The sequence below is a fragment of the Ciceribacter sp. L1K23 genome, assembly GCF_018122705.1.
Lineage (GTDB): Bacteria > Pseudomonadota > Alphaproteobacteria > Rhizobiales > Rhizobiaceae > Allorhizobium.
Window position 1 is genome coordinate 329328 of the sequence record NZ_JAGRRC010000001.1, and the last position, 13694, is coordinate 343021.

The following is a 13694-nucleotide window of genomic DNA, read 5'->3' on the forward strand; positions in this document are numbered from 1 at the left end:
GTAGGATGACTCCCATGACCAATCCCCAGCTGTCCGCACCGGACGCCCGGAACGCTGCGACAGAAAACGCCGCGACAGAAGCGGGCTTCCCGCAGTCCGCCAAATATCTCGTCGCGCAACTGTTTTGTGATCTTGAAGCAAACACTATCAGCCCCGCAACATCCCTGGCGCAACTGCACAAGCGGTACACTTACGTCGATGCAGAACAGCTCAAGGCAGCGCTGCAACTTGCGTTCCGGATGACTACTGCAGTGAATGGAGGTGTCGTGGTCGTTAGCGATGGCGACACTGGCAAGATCATCGACCAGTTCCCGATGCCAGCAGCACCGGAAGGTTACGGCGGACGAAGCCCGCTCGGGCTCGGCCTCTCCGCCATGACCTCGATGCTTGATCGACGCCCCCGCTACTACAACGCGCGTGACTTCTTTCTCCACGTTCACATCATGCCAGACGCCAAATACACCAAAGCCCAGGGCCGGCACGTCGAACAGCTCGGCGAGCTTCTGTTGACGTACAAGGGTTGGGACAAGGACGTCGAAGACCTCGATGTTCCGTTTCCAGACGATATGCCCCTCCTCGAGCGCGAAGTCTGCTACTCCTATAGTCCGCATCGGGGATGGCTCGGATTCGATGGCGAACGCTGGCGTTGCGACTGGTAACAACCCCGTCAACGCAAAGCAGAAGGAGCGCCGTCATTCATGCTCGCCCTCCCAGGGTCCCGTATCGGCTTTTGCAACCGTGACCTCATCAGACCTCGGTCACCAAGTCGATGGATGCGGAATGGATCCGTATGCATATCCGCCAGTGTGATTTCGGCCAGGTCCTGCCGGGTCTGCTAGGTGCCACTTTCACCTAATGGCCGACGCCACAGCATACTGGCCGGAAGCCTGCTCCCGGCCAGTGCTGATCGTAGGGACCCTCTAATTATCTGGGCCCAAGGGCGCTGATCTTCTGGCAAATGTGCAAGCGATTGCTGAAACGGCTCAACCCACGATTCAACTCCGGAAACTTTTTCCCGGAGCGATAATTCAAAATTGGTGCCGCACTTAGCTGAATCCCCGGACGGCTCGGATACAACATCGGAAGGCCAAAAAGATCGCAAGCCTTCATCAACGTCGCAGATCGGGTCATCTTTGTGAAACAAGGTCAGATCGTCGAAGTCGATGAGCCGATCGCATTTTTGATGCGCCCGGATAGCTAAGCACTGGGCGCTTTCTGGCAAAAATCATCCTTTGAGGTCGACGCATGATCGCTGACCTTAACGCGAAACGTGTACGTTCCCTGTCTGAGGTAGGGGCACAGTTCTGCGGTTGGTGGACAGTTTCCGGTATCTGCTCGGCGTCAAATTGTGGTGTCGGAGAAAAACTCGGTTAAAATTCGAAAGATTGCGGTACCCCACTTCAAAACAGATGTCCGTTATCGGCATGGAGGTATCGGTCAACAGTTGACCCGCCTTCCAAATGCGAAGCTTGTTGAGGTGGTCGGTGAAGCTGTTGCCGCTGTTCTTCTTGAAGAAACGCGAAAAGGAACTGTCGCTCATGCCGACCATTCGGGCCATGTCGGGCAACCGGATATCATCCGAGAGGTTCGCAAAAATGTATGCAAAGACCTGCTGCAAGGCTTCGATAGAACCATAGCTCAAGTCCGGCACATGGGCCTCTGACGACAGCACATCGACCTCGTCGGTGTCCCGCAGCAGTGAGAGCAGGGACAGAAAGGTCGAAAGGCGCTGGGAGCCGGTCTGAAACTCCATGTCGAGTATCAACGCCTCCGCCTTGTCCCGCGCTCGCCCCTTGAAAGAAAGCCCACGCTGCGCACGGATCAAAAAGTCGCGCAGCCCCGCCAGTTCCGGGAGGAAGGTGGATGCCTGCTCCAGTTTGGACGGGTGAAACTGGATGACGATGTCGCGTCCCGGAATACGCTCATCCGGTCCCAGCGGCGTCACCCAGTCGTGCGGCAGGTTGCTGCCGATGAGCGAGATATGGCCCGGCGTGAAGGCGCCGACGTGATCGCCCGCGAGCAAAACGCCGCTGGCATTGGGAATGTAGTGGATCTCCACCTCCGGGTGGAAATTCCACACATTGCGTTCCCACGGATAGTCGTCACGGCGCCAGAGGAATGTCTCGTCAGCGCCTGTCAGGACGTATTCGAATCTCGCGACCGTTGGAGAAATAACCGACATCGCAAACCTCCTCCCGTGCTTCCCAGCCTTCGCGTTTCGTCGGCAATCGATATTAGATTGTGCAACGCACACAAGATTTCATGGATATTTCCGCCATTTCACGCATGAGAGTATCAGTATGGCGCAACGGCCACGCTTGTGTCCACCCCGTCTTTCCACAAGTATCGAGGTCCGTTGAGCGTGTCGGAGGAGAGTTGCACGCACAGCCGGACCGATTTTTTCGCGATCCCAATGGAGGAGAACATGATCAATTTTGCAAAAGCCGTGGGCGTCGGCTTCATCTCGCTTGGCCTTTGGAGCTCAACTGCTCTTGCGCAGGACTCCTGGTGGAAGACTGCCGCCGAGCCCTATCAGGGCGCGACCATCCGGGGCATCTCGGAATCGACTCCGGCCTCGAAATATGTCGAGCAGGTCCTCGGTCCGAAGTTCACCGAGCAGACCGGCATCAAGGTCGAATTCGAGGCGACATCCTGGGACCAGATGTACGACAAGGCGATCAAGGACATGGAGGCCAATACCGGCATCTACGACTTCGTCTATATCGAGCAGGACATCGTTTACACGTATCTGGCCCGGAACTTCCTGGTCGACATCACAAAGTCGCTCGCTGACAACGCAAAGATCGCTTCGCCGGATTTCAAGCCGGAGGATTTCACCACGTTCCTGAACTATTTCAAGGATCCGAAGTCGGGCAATGTCATGGGCGTTCCCATGGAAGCCTTCATCAAGCCCTACCTCTACCGCAAGGATCTCTTCGAGGATCCGGCGATCCAGAAAGCCTACAAGGATTCGACCGGTGCGGATCTGAAACCCGCGACGACGCATGAGGAATATACCCAGATCGCCAAGTTCTTCACCGAATACGGCGCAGACAAGGAACTCTGGGGAACGACCGTTCAGGCCTCGTCGAGCCACCCTGCCGCCTTTTATGAGTTCTTCGAGTCGGTCGCGCCCACCTTCGGCGTGTACAACTGGGGCATCGATGGCACGACGTTCGCGGCCGCCGAGGCCAATGGCGGCCAGATGAACTCCGCCGCCGCCAAGAAGGCGCTGAACTACTGGGTGGACCTGCTGCAATACGCGCCGCCGGAATCAACGTCGTCCACATGGGACGAAGTTGCAGGCACATTTGCAGCCGGCCGTGCGGCCCAGGGCCTGGTCTATGGTGAAAACGCTGCCTGGATTGCGACCGACGAAAGCAAATCGACCGTCGTCGGCAAGGTGGGCGTGGCATTGCCTCCGGTTGAGGCAGGCGTCATGGAAGCCGCAGAAGCCGGCAAGGGCTATATCGGCTACTATGATGGTGGTGCCTTCGGCATCCCGCATTCGTCGAAGAACAAGGACGCGTCGCTTCTCTTCCTACAGTATATCGGGCAGGCTTCCGTTCAGACTGACTGGGCGCTCGCCGGCTCCCGCATCGTCATGAACTCGACCTACGACGATCCGAAAATCGTCGATCAGGACAAGAAGATGAACGGCTACTACACGCTGATGCGCGATGATGGAAAGCTGTTTGCCGGCGCTCCGCCGTATCCCTTCCACTCGCAAGTCCTGCAAGCCGTGGCGCCGTTCATCTACAAGGCGATCATCGGCGAGATCAAGCCGGACGATGCGCTGGACCAGGCCGCAGCCGCAGCCGAGGCTGAACTGGTGAAGCTCGGCTACCGCAAATAACACCCACACCTCCCGGCGGGTGGCGGTCGCCTTCAGCAAGGCGGCCGTCACTTCACCGACTGCGGCTTTCCGGCCTGAGCCCAACGCGGCTGGCCGGGTGAACAAGAACCAGGCACTATCTGACGGAGCGCAGGATGAGACAATCCAATATCGGATGGCTGTTTCTAGCACCAGCGACGCTAATTCTGTTTGTCGTCGGGTTCATTCCCTTCATCTACATCGTCTATGTCGGCTTTTTCGACTGGAACACCAACGCCGTCGATCCGAGCTTGCGCTGGGCCGGTCTCCAGAATTACCGCAGCCTTGTTTTTGATACGACCTTCCTCAACTCGCTTGCGCGTACACTGGTCTTTGCCTTCTTCGTCGTCGTGAGTGAGCTGTTGCTGGGCTATGTCCTGGCCCGGGCGCTGATGGCGGACCGGTTGTGGGGCCGGCAGTTCTTTCGCACGATCCACACTCTGCCGATCGTTGTCGCGCCGATTGCCGTCGGCGCAACCTGGCGGCTGCTTTGCGTTCCCGGCTTCGGCATTGTGCCCTATTACCTGAAGCTGTGGTTCGGCATCGACTACAACATCTCGACCAATGCCTATCACGCCTTTGGCACGGCGATCATCATGGACCTCTGGCACTGGACGCCGTTTGTCACGCTATCGCTCATGGCGGGACTGACCGCTCTGCCGAAGGAACCGCTGGAACAGGCGCAGATCGACGGCGGCAACAAGCTGCAGATCTTCTGGTACGTGATCGTGCCGATGTTGAAGCCAGTGCTGCTGACAACCGTTTTCATACGACTGATGGACGCGCTGCGCTCGGTCGATGAAATCTGGATGCTGACCAAGGGTGGCCCGGCCGAGGCGACCCGGTTCATCGGCCTCCATATCTGGATCAACGTCTTTCCGAAGACGGACTACGGTTACGGCGCGGCCATGTCCCTTCTCACGCTTTACGTCACCATCGTTTTGAGCTGGCTGCTGTTCGTCGCCATGACCGGCCGCAAGGGAGGCGCACAATGAGACGCTCGGGTCTAGCCTCTTTCGTCCTTTGGATATGTCTGACCTTTCTGACTTTGCTTCCGGTCTGGTGGATGCTGGTCGTTTCGATGCGTCCGCGCGTCAAGCTTTATTCCAAGTCGGTCCTCATCGACGATCTCTACTGGGATAATTTCCTGGCCGTGCTGAACAGCTCGACCTTCCTGCAATATCTCTGGAACTCACTGATCGTGGCGACATCGAATGCCGCACTGGTATGCGTGCTGGGGCTGCTCGCCGCATTCGGGCTGTCGCGTTACAAGATCAGCGGTGGCGACAACATGTTCTTCTGGCTGATCACCAACCGCATGGCGCCGCCAGCCGTGTTTCTCCTGCCGCTCTTCCTATTGTTCACCAAGTGGTTCGTGTTTGGCGATTTCATGCTGTTCGACACGAAGATCGGCCTGATCCTGCTCTATTGCGTCTTCAACCTGCCTTTCGCCATCTGGCTTCTGAAAGGCATGCTGGACGGCATCCCGCTGGAGCTTGACGAAGCGGCGCGGGTGGATGGCGCAACGACCGGCCAGGTGTTGTCCCACGTCATCCTGCCGCTGGCTCGGCCTGGCCTGGCCGTCACCTTCATCCTGACCTGGATCTTCGCCTGGAACGAGTACCTGTTTGCCGCCACGCTCACGTCCTCGGCCGACGCCCGGACCGTGACGACAGCGCTCGCGGAATATGTCTCGGTCACCGGTACGAACTGGGGCGAGATGGCGGCTATGGCCTTCCTCACCACGCTGCCGGCCCTGGTCGTGCTCGGCTTCGTCCAGAAGCACATCGTGACAGGTCTGACGTTCGGCGCTTTGAAAGGGTAACATGATGGCTGGCATTCAACCCCAGAAAACCGAACGCGACGGGTTCCTACCGATCCGAACCAACGGTTTCGACAGGGGCTTCATCTCCGTGGTGCTGCTGATCCTGGTGCATCTTCTGTGGATGCGCTTCCTGGAGAGCGTGTTGCCCCTGTGGGTGGCGACGGTGCTCTGCCTGGCGCTGGCCGTGTTCATTATCCGAAAAGGCTGAAAACATGAAATCGCTCGTCCTCGAACGAAAACACGAACTGCGCATTCGCGACCTGGACCCGAAAGAGGTGCTTGGTCCCACCGACGTGCGCATTGCGATCAAGACCGTCGGTGTCTGCGGCTCGGACGTTCACTACTACACCCATGGCGCCATCGGTCCTTTCGTCGTACGCGAACCGATGATCCTCGGCCACGAAGCAGCCGGCATCGTCGAGGAAGTCGGCAGCGCGGTCCAGAACCTGAAAGTGGGCGACCGCGTCTGCATGGAGCCCGGCATTCCCGATCCACAAAGTCGCGCGTCGCGGCTGGGTCTCTACAATCTCGATCCCGCGGTGCGCTTTTGGGCGACGCCCCCGGTGCATGGGGTGCTGAGACCAAGCGTGGTCCATCCCGCGGCCTATACCTTCAAGCTTCCTGACAATGTTTCCTACGCCGCGGGCGCAATGGTCGAGCCGCTGGCCGTCGGCTTCCAGGCCGTCTCCAAGGCGAGGCTGACGCCCGGCGCGGTCGCTCTCGTCACGGGCGCCGGGCCGATCGGCATGGTGACCGCGATCGCGGCACTGTCGGCTGGCTGCGCCAAAGTCATCGTCACCGACGTCGTCGATGAGAAGCTCGCAGTGGCGCGCAAGCTCGGGCCGGCGATCATGACCGTCAACGTCCGCTCGCAGGATCTGAAGGCTGTCACAGCCCGCGAAACCGACGGCTGGGGCGTCGATGTCGTGTTCGAATGCTCGGGTGCGGCCGACGTGATCGCAGACACTTTGAACCATGCTTGCCCCGGCGGGTCCGTCGTTTTTGTCGGCATGCCCCTGAAGCCGGTCCCGCTCGATATCGTCATCGCCCAGACAAAGGAACTGCGCATCGAGCACGTATTCCGCTACGCCCATGTCTATCCGCGCATCGTGGCGCTCCTGGGATCGAACCAGATCAACGTCGATGCACTGATCACCGACACCTACGCTTTCGAGGACTCGATCGAAGCGTTCGATTACGCCGTGAAGCCAAGGCCGTCGTCCGTGAAGATCCAGATAGAGCTTGGGAAATAGGATGTACCTGCAGAAGTTGGATCTGAGCGGAAGAGTGGCCGTCGTCACCGGTGCGGGGCGAAACATCGGTTACGCCTGCGCCGATGCGCTGTCTGAAGCCGGCGCGCATGTGGTGCTGACCGATCTCGACGAGGAGCTCGGTCGGTCCGCGGTCTCGAAGCTTGCCGGAATGGGGCGTCTCGCCGAGTTCGTGCGCCTCGACGTGACCGATTCCGGCGAAACCGACCGTGTCGCAAAAGCGATCGCCTCCAAGCTTGGACGCGTGGACATTCTGGTCGCCAATGCCGGCATTTCAGCACAGAGCCCGGCGGAAGAGATGGCGGATGCGGACTGGCTGAGGGTTGCAAACGTCAACGTCAACGGCGTGTTCTGGAGCAATCGCGCCTTCGGAAACATGATGCTGAAGGCGGGCAAGGGCTCGATCGTCAACATCGGGTCGATGTCCGGCATCATCGCCAACCGGCCGCAGCCGCAAGCTGGGTACAACGCCTCGAAGGGCGCCGTTCACATGCTGACAAAATCGCTTGCTGTCGAATGGGCCGATCGGGGCGTCCGCGTCAACGCCATCGCACCCACCTATATCGCGACCGACATGACGAAGGCCGCTATCGAAGGGACCGGTTGGGACAAGGCCTGGATGGACATGACGCCGATGAAACGCATGGGCTCAGTCGAGGAAATCGCGTCTGTCGTCCTGTTCCTGGCTTCCGATGCTGCCAGTCTGATGACCGGAAGCATCGTCGTTGCGGATGCGGGGTACACCTCATGGTGAAGCTGCCCGAGCACCCGTCCCGAATGGATCGGCGGCCTTGCCGCCACAACTGACTGAGGATTGAGATATGGCGACGATCGAACTCGACCAGGTCGACAAGCATTACGGCTCCTATCACGCATTGCGCAAAATCTCGTTCGATATAGCTGACGGTGAGTTCGTCGTGCTTGTCGGCCCCTCGGGTTGCGGCAAATCCACATTGCTGCGAACGCTTGCCGGTCTTGAGGAGATCACCGGTGGCACGATCAAGCTGGGTGGGCGACGGGTGGACAATATCGCCGCGAAAGACCGTGACGTGGCGATGGTGTTCCAGAACTATGCGCTCTATCCGCACATGACGGTGCGGGAGAACATGGCATTCGCGCTGAAGCTGCGCGGCGACACTCTGGCCGACCGCAACGTCAAGGTAGACAAGGCTGCCGAGATGCTGCGGCTGACGCCCTATCTCGATCGGTATCCCAAGGCACTATCCGGCGGCCAGCGTCAGCGCGTCGCTATGGGCCGCGCCATGGTTCGCAACCCTAAAGCGTTCTTTTTCGACGAACCGCTCTCAAACCTGGACGCCGCGCTCCGCGTCGACATGCGTTCGGAAATCAAGGCTCTCCACCAGCGCCTCGGCGCCACCTCCGTCTATGTCACGCACGACCAGATCGAAGCCATGACGATGGCGGACCGCATTGTTGTCCTGCGCGACGGCAAGGTGGAGCAGATCGGGGCGCCGCTGGAGCTTTACGACAGACCGGCAAATACTTTTGTCGCAGGATTCATCGGATCGCCGGCGATGAACATGCTGCCGGCCAAGGTCGATCTTTCATCGAACATGGCACGGTTGGCGGATGGGTCGAGCTTTCCCCTCCCGCAAGGCACGCGGGCGCGGGACGGCCAGGACGTGATTTACGGGGTCCGTCCCGACCAATGGATATTGGCGCATGGCGACCAGGGCGCATCGGCAACTGTCGAATTGATCGAGCCGACAGGGGCGGAAATTCTCCTTGCAGCACAATTGGCAGGCCAGCGGATTCTCTGCGCCTTTCGCGAACGCCACGCACTGAAGCCGCGCGACACGATACGGCTCGCCGTCGATCCGTCAGCAGCGCATGTGTTCGACAAGCAGACCGAGCAACGAATCTCGCCCTGAGCAAGAGTCATCGGAGGGATCACCCATGTCAGACTTTACCGGGAAAACCATCATCGTCACAGGGGCCGGCAAGGGTATCGGCCGGGCCTGTGTCGAATTGTTCACCCATCGTGGCGCGCGGATCGTAGCCATGGCGCGCTCGCAGGCCGATCTCGATGATTTGGCGCAGACATTTGGCGCGACTGTCATCTCCGTGGATCTCGCCAATAATGGCGCAGCACGCGAGGCGATGAAGAAGGCCGGCCTTGCCGACGCGCTGATCAATTGCGCGGGAACGAACGTGCTCGAAAGCGTCCTCGACATGACCGAGGAGGGGTATGAACAGGTTCTCGGCATCAATCTCCGGGCCGCGCTGATCTGTGCGCAGGAGTTTGCACGCGCCCGCATCACAGAGGGCGGCGGCGGCGCGATCGTGAACGTGACTTCGATCGCAGGACATCGTGGTTTCGTAGATCACGTGGCCTATGCCGCTTCGAAGGCGGGACTGGAAGGCGCAACACGCGTCATGGCCAAGGAACTCGGCGCCTATGGCATACGAGTGAATGCAGTGGCGCCGACGGTCACCATGACGGAACTTGCTGCCAAGGCATGGTCCGAGCCCTCGAAACGCGACCCCATGATGGTTCGTCACCCGCTCGGACGCTTTGCAGAGGTCGAGGATGTCGCACGGTCGATTGCACTGCTCGTTTCAGAGGACGCGCCGATGATAACTGGCGCCGTCCTGCCCGTCGACGGCGGCTTCCTTTCTGTTTGAAAACCAAGAGGCGAAACGAGAAGATGAGCAAACCACTTGAAGGAAAAATCGCTGCCGTCACTGGTGCAGCATCCGGTATCGGGCTGGCAACGACCCGAGCGCTGGTCGATGCGGGCGCGACGGTCGTGATGGTAGACTACAACAGGCACGCGCTCGAGACTTACGCCGAGGAATTCGGCGAAGCCGTCGTCACGCAGGTCACCGACCTTCTGGATTCGGCAAGTTGCGCGGCCATGGTGCCGGAAATACTTGCAAAGGTCGATCACATCGACATCCTGCACTGCAATGCGGGGTCCTATATCGGCGGAGATCTCATCGATACCGATACGGCGACAATGGATCGAATGCTCAATCTCAACGTGAACGCCGTCATGAAGAACGTCCGCGACATCGCTCCGCACATGATCGAGCGCGGAACGGGGGACATCCTGGTCACCTGCTCCGTCGCCGGCCATGCGCCGATCCAATGGGAGCCAGTCTATTCCAGTTCCAAGTGGGCAATCACCAGTTTCGTCCAGATCATGCGTCGGCAATTGAAAAATCACGGCATCAGAGTTGGTCAGGTCTCACCCGGCCCCGTCGTTTCGGCTCTGCTTGCCGATTGGCCTGCGGAGAATCTCGAAAAAGCCAAGGCTAACGGAAGCCTGATCGAGCCCACTGAAGTCTCCGATGCAATCATCTTCATGTTGACCCGACCGCGGAACGTCACGATCCGGGACATGATCGTCTTGCCGACCAATTTCGACGTTTAGGTCGGGGAAATGGGAATATTAAATGGCGCAGCGCCACCACTTTCATTGATCAACGCAATCAATCCGCAGTCCAGCCACAGGTCAGCATCACGGATTTCATCTTTGCACTAAGGGAATGCCTGTTAGCAGCCTCCGCTATCGGTTCAATGGACTGGGCGATCGGGCTGCAAGTCCAGCCGACTTATGCCGAACAACTGCTTAGAAAGAATCGCCCCGCTGCCCTCGCCGACAGCGGGGCGAGAGCTATTCCCAATCCGCAAATTCAAGGGGAAGCGCAATTTCGCGATCAGGCAGAAGCGACCTCACCGTCATTAAGAATGTAGCGCCGAGAACGATACAAAAGCGCGCTATCATTTTCACTACTTTGGATATCAAGAACCCGTCCGAACAAAACCCGGTGTGTCCCCTCATCAAAGGCACGGGTGATCTCGCACTCGAAACTAACCAAAGCTGAAGCCAGCACCGGAACACCAGTTATTCCATCCACCCAACGACCCTCAGCGAACCGTTGCGCCATCGCTGTTTTGCCACCGAAGAGGTTGGAGCCGCGACCTTTAACTGCTTAGGACACCTGCTCCGCGGCTCTGTGTAGCAAACCAGCCCGACTTGAGATGACCTTGCAAATTGCACTCAGGATGGGGTGCGTGATACCCTCATCGGCCAGTTCTGCAACAAGGGCATCGGCCTCGCTCACAACCCTTTCCGCCATTTGGGCAAGGTCGCGAACAAGGATGCGCTGAGAAGATTTGGTTCCGGGCACCAATGTCGCCCAATGCTGCAGTTGGATCGTGTCGGGCACATCGCGGCCGCCAATCTTCATGGCGAGCCTCTTTGACAAGCTGGGATACACTGCCGTGCAAACGACATCGTAGATCGGCGCCAGATCCGGCTCATCGGGGCCATAAAGCAGGGCGTAGTTCTTGCCGTGGGCATCGGCGTTGCCCACGAGATAATGGAAGATCAGCATGCGAATGAACTGCAACCGATCCGCGACAGGTCTCGCGCAGGCCTGGTCGATCAGCCCGAGAGATCGTTCTGTTCCAGGACCGCCCTCAGCCTCATACTTCAGCTCCGGCGGCACGCCAAGGGCCTGGCAGAAGTCTTCCTGGTGCAGGCGCTCAATGATGCCGTCTGCAGCTTTCGTCCGATCATAACGCTCAACCAGGAGAAAGGCAGTCGCCCCGTCTAGGCGTATCTCGACATGAGGTACCGGCAGCTTGAGTCGGGCAGCCAGCCGCATACAAAAATACTCGTTCTCCACCGTGCCTTCCAACGCCTGGATGACTGGTTTCAAGATATGGGTCGTTGGTCTGCCGTCTTTTGCCAAGGCAATGGAATCTCCGTCGACAATGACCGCCAGTTTATCCTGCGCGCCGGCGAGCGATAGGCGAATGCCCTCATCTCCGCCAAGCAAAGGCCGGGTCCGCAGCCTGCTGAGAATTTCATCCAGACGTACCGAAGTGAGAATTTCGGCTTGGGACTGGCCGGGAGGTTCGGGCGCCGTGCCGGTGGGATAGAGTGACAATGCCCCTGCACATTCGCCCCCGATAACTTCCAGGAGCCCGAAGGCATTGCCTGCCGAAAGGCCGAGCGCGCCAGCCAGGCGTTGCCGCGGGCCTTCGTCCGGCAAGAGGCCGGAGAAAAACGGGCGCACCACCTGATCACCAAATGGTTTCTCTTGCAGGGGCATCGAGAACGAGATCGCACGCGATCGTTGGTCCAGGAGATATGCGCCATCATAGGCAAAGGTCAGCAGGCCGTCGTCAAGCTGGCCGAGTACGCCCGCCTTGGTGTCGCGAAAATAGACGTCCAAGACGCGGGTCATGATCGCGGGCCCTGGCGACGCCCGACCGAAACAACGAGGCCCAAACCAGCCAGGACTTGCATCGCACGGCCAATCTGGCAGCTCTCTTTTCCGGCCTCGAGTTCACGCAGAAACCGTACGCCGACACCAATCACCCCGGCGAGTTGCTCCTGGGTTAACCCTTGCTGTTTGCGCTCGTGACGGATCAGCATGCCGAGGCTTTTTGTATCTTTGATCTTTTCCATAATCACCCCTATCGGGATGATTATATCGTCAGATGATGCAAAAGGAAGACAAAAGAACCGATCGGGATGATTTTCTCATTACTGGCGCCGACCGACCGAAATAGACCCGCTCGGGATGAAACTACAACGCCAGACTTACCCTGGCGCTCACTGCTTGAACCAGTTCTCACGGTGCCATCTCAGGAACAGGGGATGTGGCCGCTCTAAGACCCTACTAGGCACGATCGCCTTCCCGGTCTTGTTGAGGAGTCCTTGAATGCTGTCAGGATCATTCGCCTGACGCGATATCAGGATATCAAGATCGTCCGAAAGACCAATCAGACCGCGATCAAACATCCAGTGTGCGGTACCCGAAAGAGCAATTCCGTTGGAAAGAATGTCAGGCCCGCTCGCTTCCACCGGCCGGATATGTGCGGCGTCGACCTCCGCCCGGCCACCACCGTTGATGAGCTTCAATCCCGTGATGGCGCATCGTTTGTCATAGGCGTGAAGAACGAGCCGGCGAAACAGCCGATTTCGAACGATCCGCGACGAGAGTTGCATGACCCGGTCGCGCTCCTGCTCGAACATGAACGGCGCTTGAGCTTCATCTGCAAATCCATCGACCGCATGCGTTACCCCCGGCTCATCCAGCCGAGTCAGTTCAGGCTCATGCTCGTCTATGCCAATCGATACGATACGGTTGAAATCAGCTGCGGACATCGGCCGGACCGCAGCCTGTGCCCTGCCGGAAATACGGCCCTCTTCATTCAGCACGCCCCGCTCTATTACACCGTCTGGTCCACTGAACGGAACGGGATTGATGAAGTCGAGATAGCTGCCGTGTTCGATCAGCGCCAGATACATGTCGGGGGCCTTCGGATCAGGAATAACCCGTTCAACCTTGGCGACAGCAAAATAGCCGCGGGTCGCTGCGACTTTCCGAGGCTCGTAGTAGATGATCCAATCACCCACACAAGCCTGGACACGACCGAGATACTGGCCCGGGAACTGGTATTGTTCAGCCGGGCTATCGTCGTAAATCGAATCTGACCGGTGAATGAAAACCCCGAATCCCATCTGCAACCTTTACCATGAGGCACTTGATGCTTCATTTGAAATAAGGGTCTCAGCCTGGCCCCAAATGCTCTCCGCTGCGGCAATACCATTTGTTAAATGTCCACTCCTACCTGCCCGGCAGATGCCCTCGAAACGCGGGACAAAAGCCGTTTTGGCGGCACGGCGACAGCGAGTCGCCGTCCATTTTTGATCAAGAGGACGATGGCGGGGAAGCGGCG

At 58.8% G+C, this 13694-nt stretch carries 14 protein-coding genes; 10 read left to right on the plus strand and 4 right to left on the minus strand.

The window, feature by feature from the left end; translation table 11 throughout:
- Positions 1 to 14 precede the first annotated feature (14 nt).
- On the plus strand, positions 15 to 659 hold the full coding sequence (locus J5J10_RS01520; protein ID WP_211928531.1) for a hypothetical protein: 645 nt from the start codon (positions 15 to 17) through the stop codon (positions 657 to 659).
- 599 nt (positions 660 to 1258) lie between these two features.
- Here J5J10_RS01520 and J5J10_RS01525 read toward each other — a convergent pair.
- On the minus strand, positions 1259 to 2182 hold the full coding sequence (locus J5J10_RS01525; protein ID WP_211931103.1) for an AraC family transcriptional regulator: 924 nt from the start codon (positions 2180 to 2182) through the stop codon (positions 1259 to 1261).
- A gap of 243 nt (positions 2183 to 2425) precedes the next feature.
- On the opposite strand from J5J10_RS01525, the gene J5J10_RS01530 reads away from it, so the two are divergent.
- From J5J10_RS01530 to J5J10_RS01570, 9 genes are all read left to right on the plus strand, one after another.
- A complete protein-coding gene (locus tag J5J10_RS01530) occupies positions 2426 to 3856 on the plus strand; it encodes an extracellular solute-binding protein (protein ID WP_211928532.1) in 1431 nt (476 codons plus the stop codon).
- Between the two features lie 134 nt (positions 3857 to 3990).
- Positions 3991 to 4869: a sugar ABC transporter permease gene (locus tag J5J10_RS01535; RefSeq protein ID WP_208552342.1), complete on the plus strand. Its 879-nt coding sequence runs from the start codon at positions 3991 to 3993 to the stop codon at positions 4867 to 4869.
- The gene (locus tag J5J10_RS01540) at positions 4866 to 5699 is read left to right on the plus strand and encodes a carbohydrate ABC transporter permease (RefSeq protein ID WP_211928533.1); all 834 of its coding nucleotides are present in this window, start codon (positions 4866 to 4868) and stop codon (positions 5697 to 5699) included. Before J5J10_RS01535 ends, J5J10_RS01540 begins: the two co-directional genes overlap by 4 nt.
- 1 nt (position 5700) lies before the next feature.
- Positions 5701 to 5907 carry a DUF2160 family membrane protein gene (locus J5J10_RS01545; protein WP_208552340.1) on the plus strand — a complete coding sequence of 69 codons (207 nt, stop codon included), beginning with the start codon at positions 5701 to 5703 and terminating at the stop codon, positions 5905 to 5907.
- A gap of 4 nt (positions 5908 to 5911) precedes the next feature.
- The gene (locus J5J10_RS01550) at positions 5912 to 6952 is read left to right on the plus strand and encodes an NAD(P)-dependent alcohol dehydrogenase (RefSeq protein WP_211928534.1); all 1041 of its coding nucleotides are present in this window, start codon (positions 5912 to 5914) and stop codon (positions 6950 to 6952) included.
- 1 nt (position 6953) lies between these two features.
- Positions 6954 to 7724, plus strand: coding sequence for an SDR family oxidoreductase (locus J5J10_RS01555; protein ID WP_211928535.1), 771 nt, complete (start codon positions 6954 to 6956; stop codon positions 7722 to 7724).
- 67 nt (positions 7725 to 7791) lie between these two features.
- Positions 7792 to 8862 (plus strand): sn-glycerol-3-phosphate ABC transporter ATP-binding protein UgpC, encoded by a 1071-nt coding sequence (gene ugpC / locus J5J10_RS01560; RefSeq protein WP_208552336.1) that lies wholly within the window; start codon positions 7792 to 7794, stop codon positions 8860 to 8862.
- 25 nt (positions 8863 to 8887) lie between these two features.
- On the plus strand, positions 8888 to 9616 hold the full coding sequence (locus tag J5J10_RS01565) for an SDR family oxidoreductase (protein ID WP_211928536.1): 729 nt from the start codon (positions 8888 to 8890) through the stop codon (positions 9614 to 9616).
- 23 nt (positions 9617 to 9639) lie between these two features.
- Positions 9640 to 10368 (plus strand): SDR family oxidoreductase, encoded by a 729-nt coding sequence (locus tag J5J10_RS01570; protein ID WP_211928537.1) that lies wholly within the window; start codon positions 9640 to 9642, stop codon positions 10366 to 10368.
- A 562-nt stretch (positions 10369 to 10930) separates the two neighbouring features.
- Here the strand turns inward: J5J10_RS01570 and J5J10_RS01580 are convergent.
- The 3 genes from J5J10_RS01580 to J5J10_RS01590 all read right to left on the minus strand — a co-directional run bounded on the left by J5J10_RS01580 (position 10931) and on the right by J5J10_RS01590 (position 13476).
- A complete protein-coding gene (locus tag J5J10_RS01580) occupies positions 10931 to 12193 on the minus strand; it encodes a type II toxin-antitoxin system HipA family toxin (RefSeq protein WP_208552327.1) in 1263 nt (420 codons plus the stop codon).
- Positions 12190 to 12417, minus strand: coding sequence for a helix-turn-helix domain-containing protein (locus J5J10_RS01585; protein ID WP_142523806.1), 228 nt, complete (start codon positions 12415 to 12417; stop codon positions 12190 to 12192). The genes J5J10_RS01580 and J5J10_RS01585 overlap by 4 nt, the downstream gene beginning before the upstream one ends.
- Before the next feature lie 147 nt (positions 12418 to 12564).
- Entirely contained in the window at positions 12565 to 13476 is a 912-nt protein-coding gene (locus J5J10_RS01590; protein WP_211928538.1) for an HNH endonuclease, read from the minus strand.
- Positions 13477 to 13694: the final 218 nt, after the last annotated feature.

Bases quoted from the DNA above. Each gene is read 5' to 3' on its own strand.
- J5J10_RS01530 (WP_211928532.1), top strand. From the start codon at position 2,426: ATGATCAATTTTGCAAAAGCCGTGGGCGTCGGCTTCATCTCGCTTGGC.
- J5J10_RS01545 (WP_208552340.1), top strand. From the start codon at position 5,701: ATGATGGCTGGCATTCAACCCCAGAAAACCGAACGCGACGGGTTCCTA.
- J5J10_RS01565 (WP_211928536.1), top strand. From the start codon at position 8,888: ATGTCAGACTTTACCGGGAAAACCATCATCGTCACAGGGGCCGGCAAG.
- J5J10_RS01550 (WP_211928534.1), top strand. From the start codon at position 5,912: ATGAAATCGCTCGTCCTCGAACGAAAACACGAACTGCGCATTCGCGAC.
- J5J10_RS01580 (WP_208552327.1), bottom strand. From the start codon at position 12,193: ATGACCCGCGTCTTGGACGTCTATTTTCGCGACACCAAGGCGGGCGTA.
- J5J10_RS01570 (WP_211928537.1), top strand. From the start codon at position 9,640: ATGAGCAAACCACTTGAAGGAAAAATCGCTGCCGTCACTGGTGCAGCA.
- J5J10_RS01590 (WP_211928538.1), bottom strand. From the start codon at position 13,476: ATGGGATTCGGGGTTTTCATTCACCGGTCAGATTCGATTTACGACGAT.
- J5J10_RS01520 (WP_211928531.1), top strand. From the start codon at position 15: ATGACCAATCCCCAGCTGTCCGCACCGGACGCCCGGAACGCTGCGACA.
- J5J10_RS01585 (WP_142523806.1), bottom strand. From the start codon at position 12,417: ATGGAAAAGATCAAAGATACAAAAAGCCTCGGCATGCTGATCCGTCAC.
- ugpC (WP_208552336.1), top strand. From the start codon at position 7,792: ATGGCGACGATCGAACTCGACCAGGTCGACAAGCATTACGGCTCCTAT.
- J5J10_RS01525 (WP_211931103.1), bottom strand. From the start codon at position 2,182: ATGTCGGTTATTTCTCCAACGGTCGCGAGATTCGAATACGTCCTGACA.
- J5J10_RS01540 (WP_211928533.1), top strand. From the start codon at position 4,866: ATGAGACGCTCGGGTCTAGCCTCTTTCGTCCTTTGGATATGTCTGACC.
- J5J10_RS01555 (WP_211928535.1), top strand. From the start codon at position 6,954: ATGTACCTGCAGAAGTTGGATCTGAGCGGAAGAGTGGCCGTCGTCACC.
- J5J10_RS01535 (WP_208552342.1), top strand. From the start codon at position 3,991: ATGAGACAATCCAATATCGGATGGCTGTTTCTAGCACCAGCGACGCTA.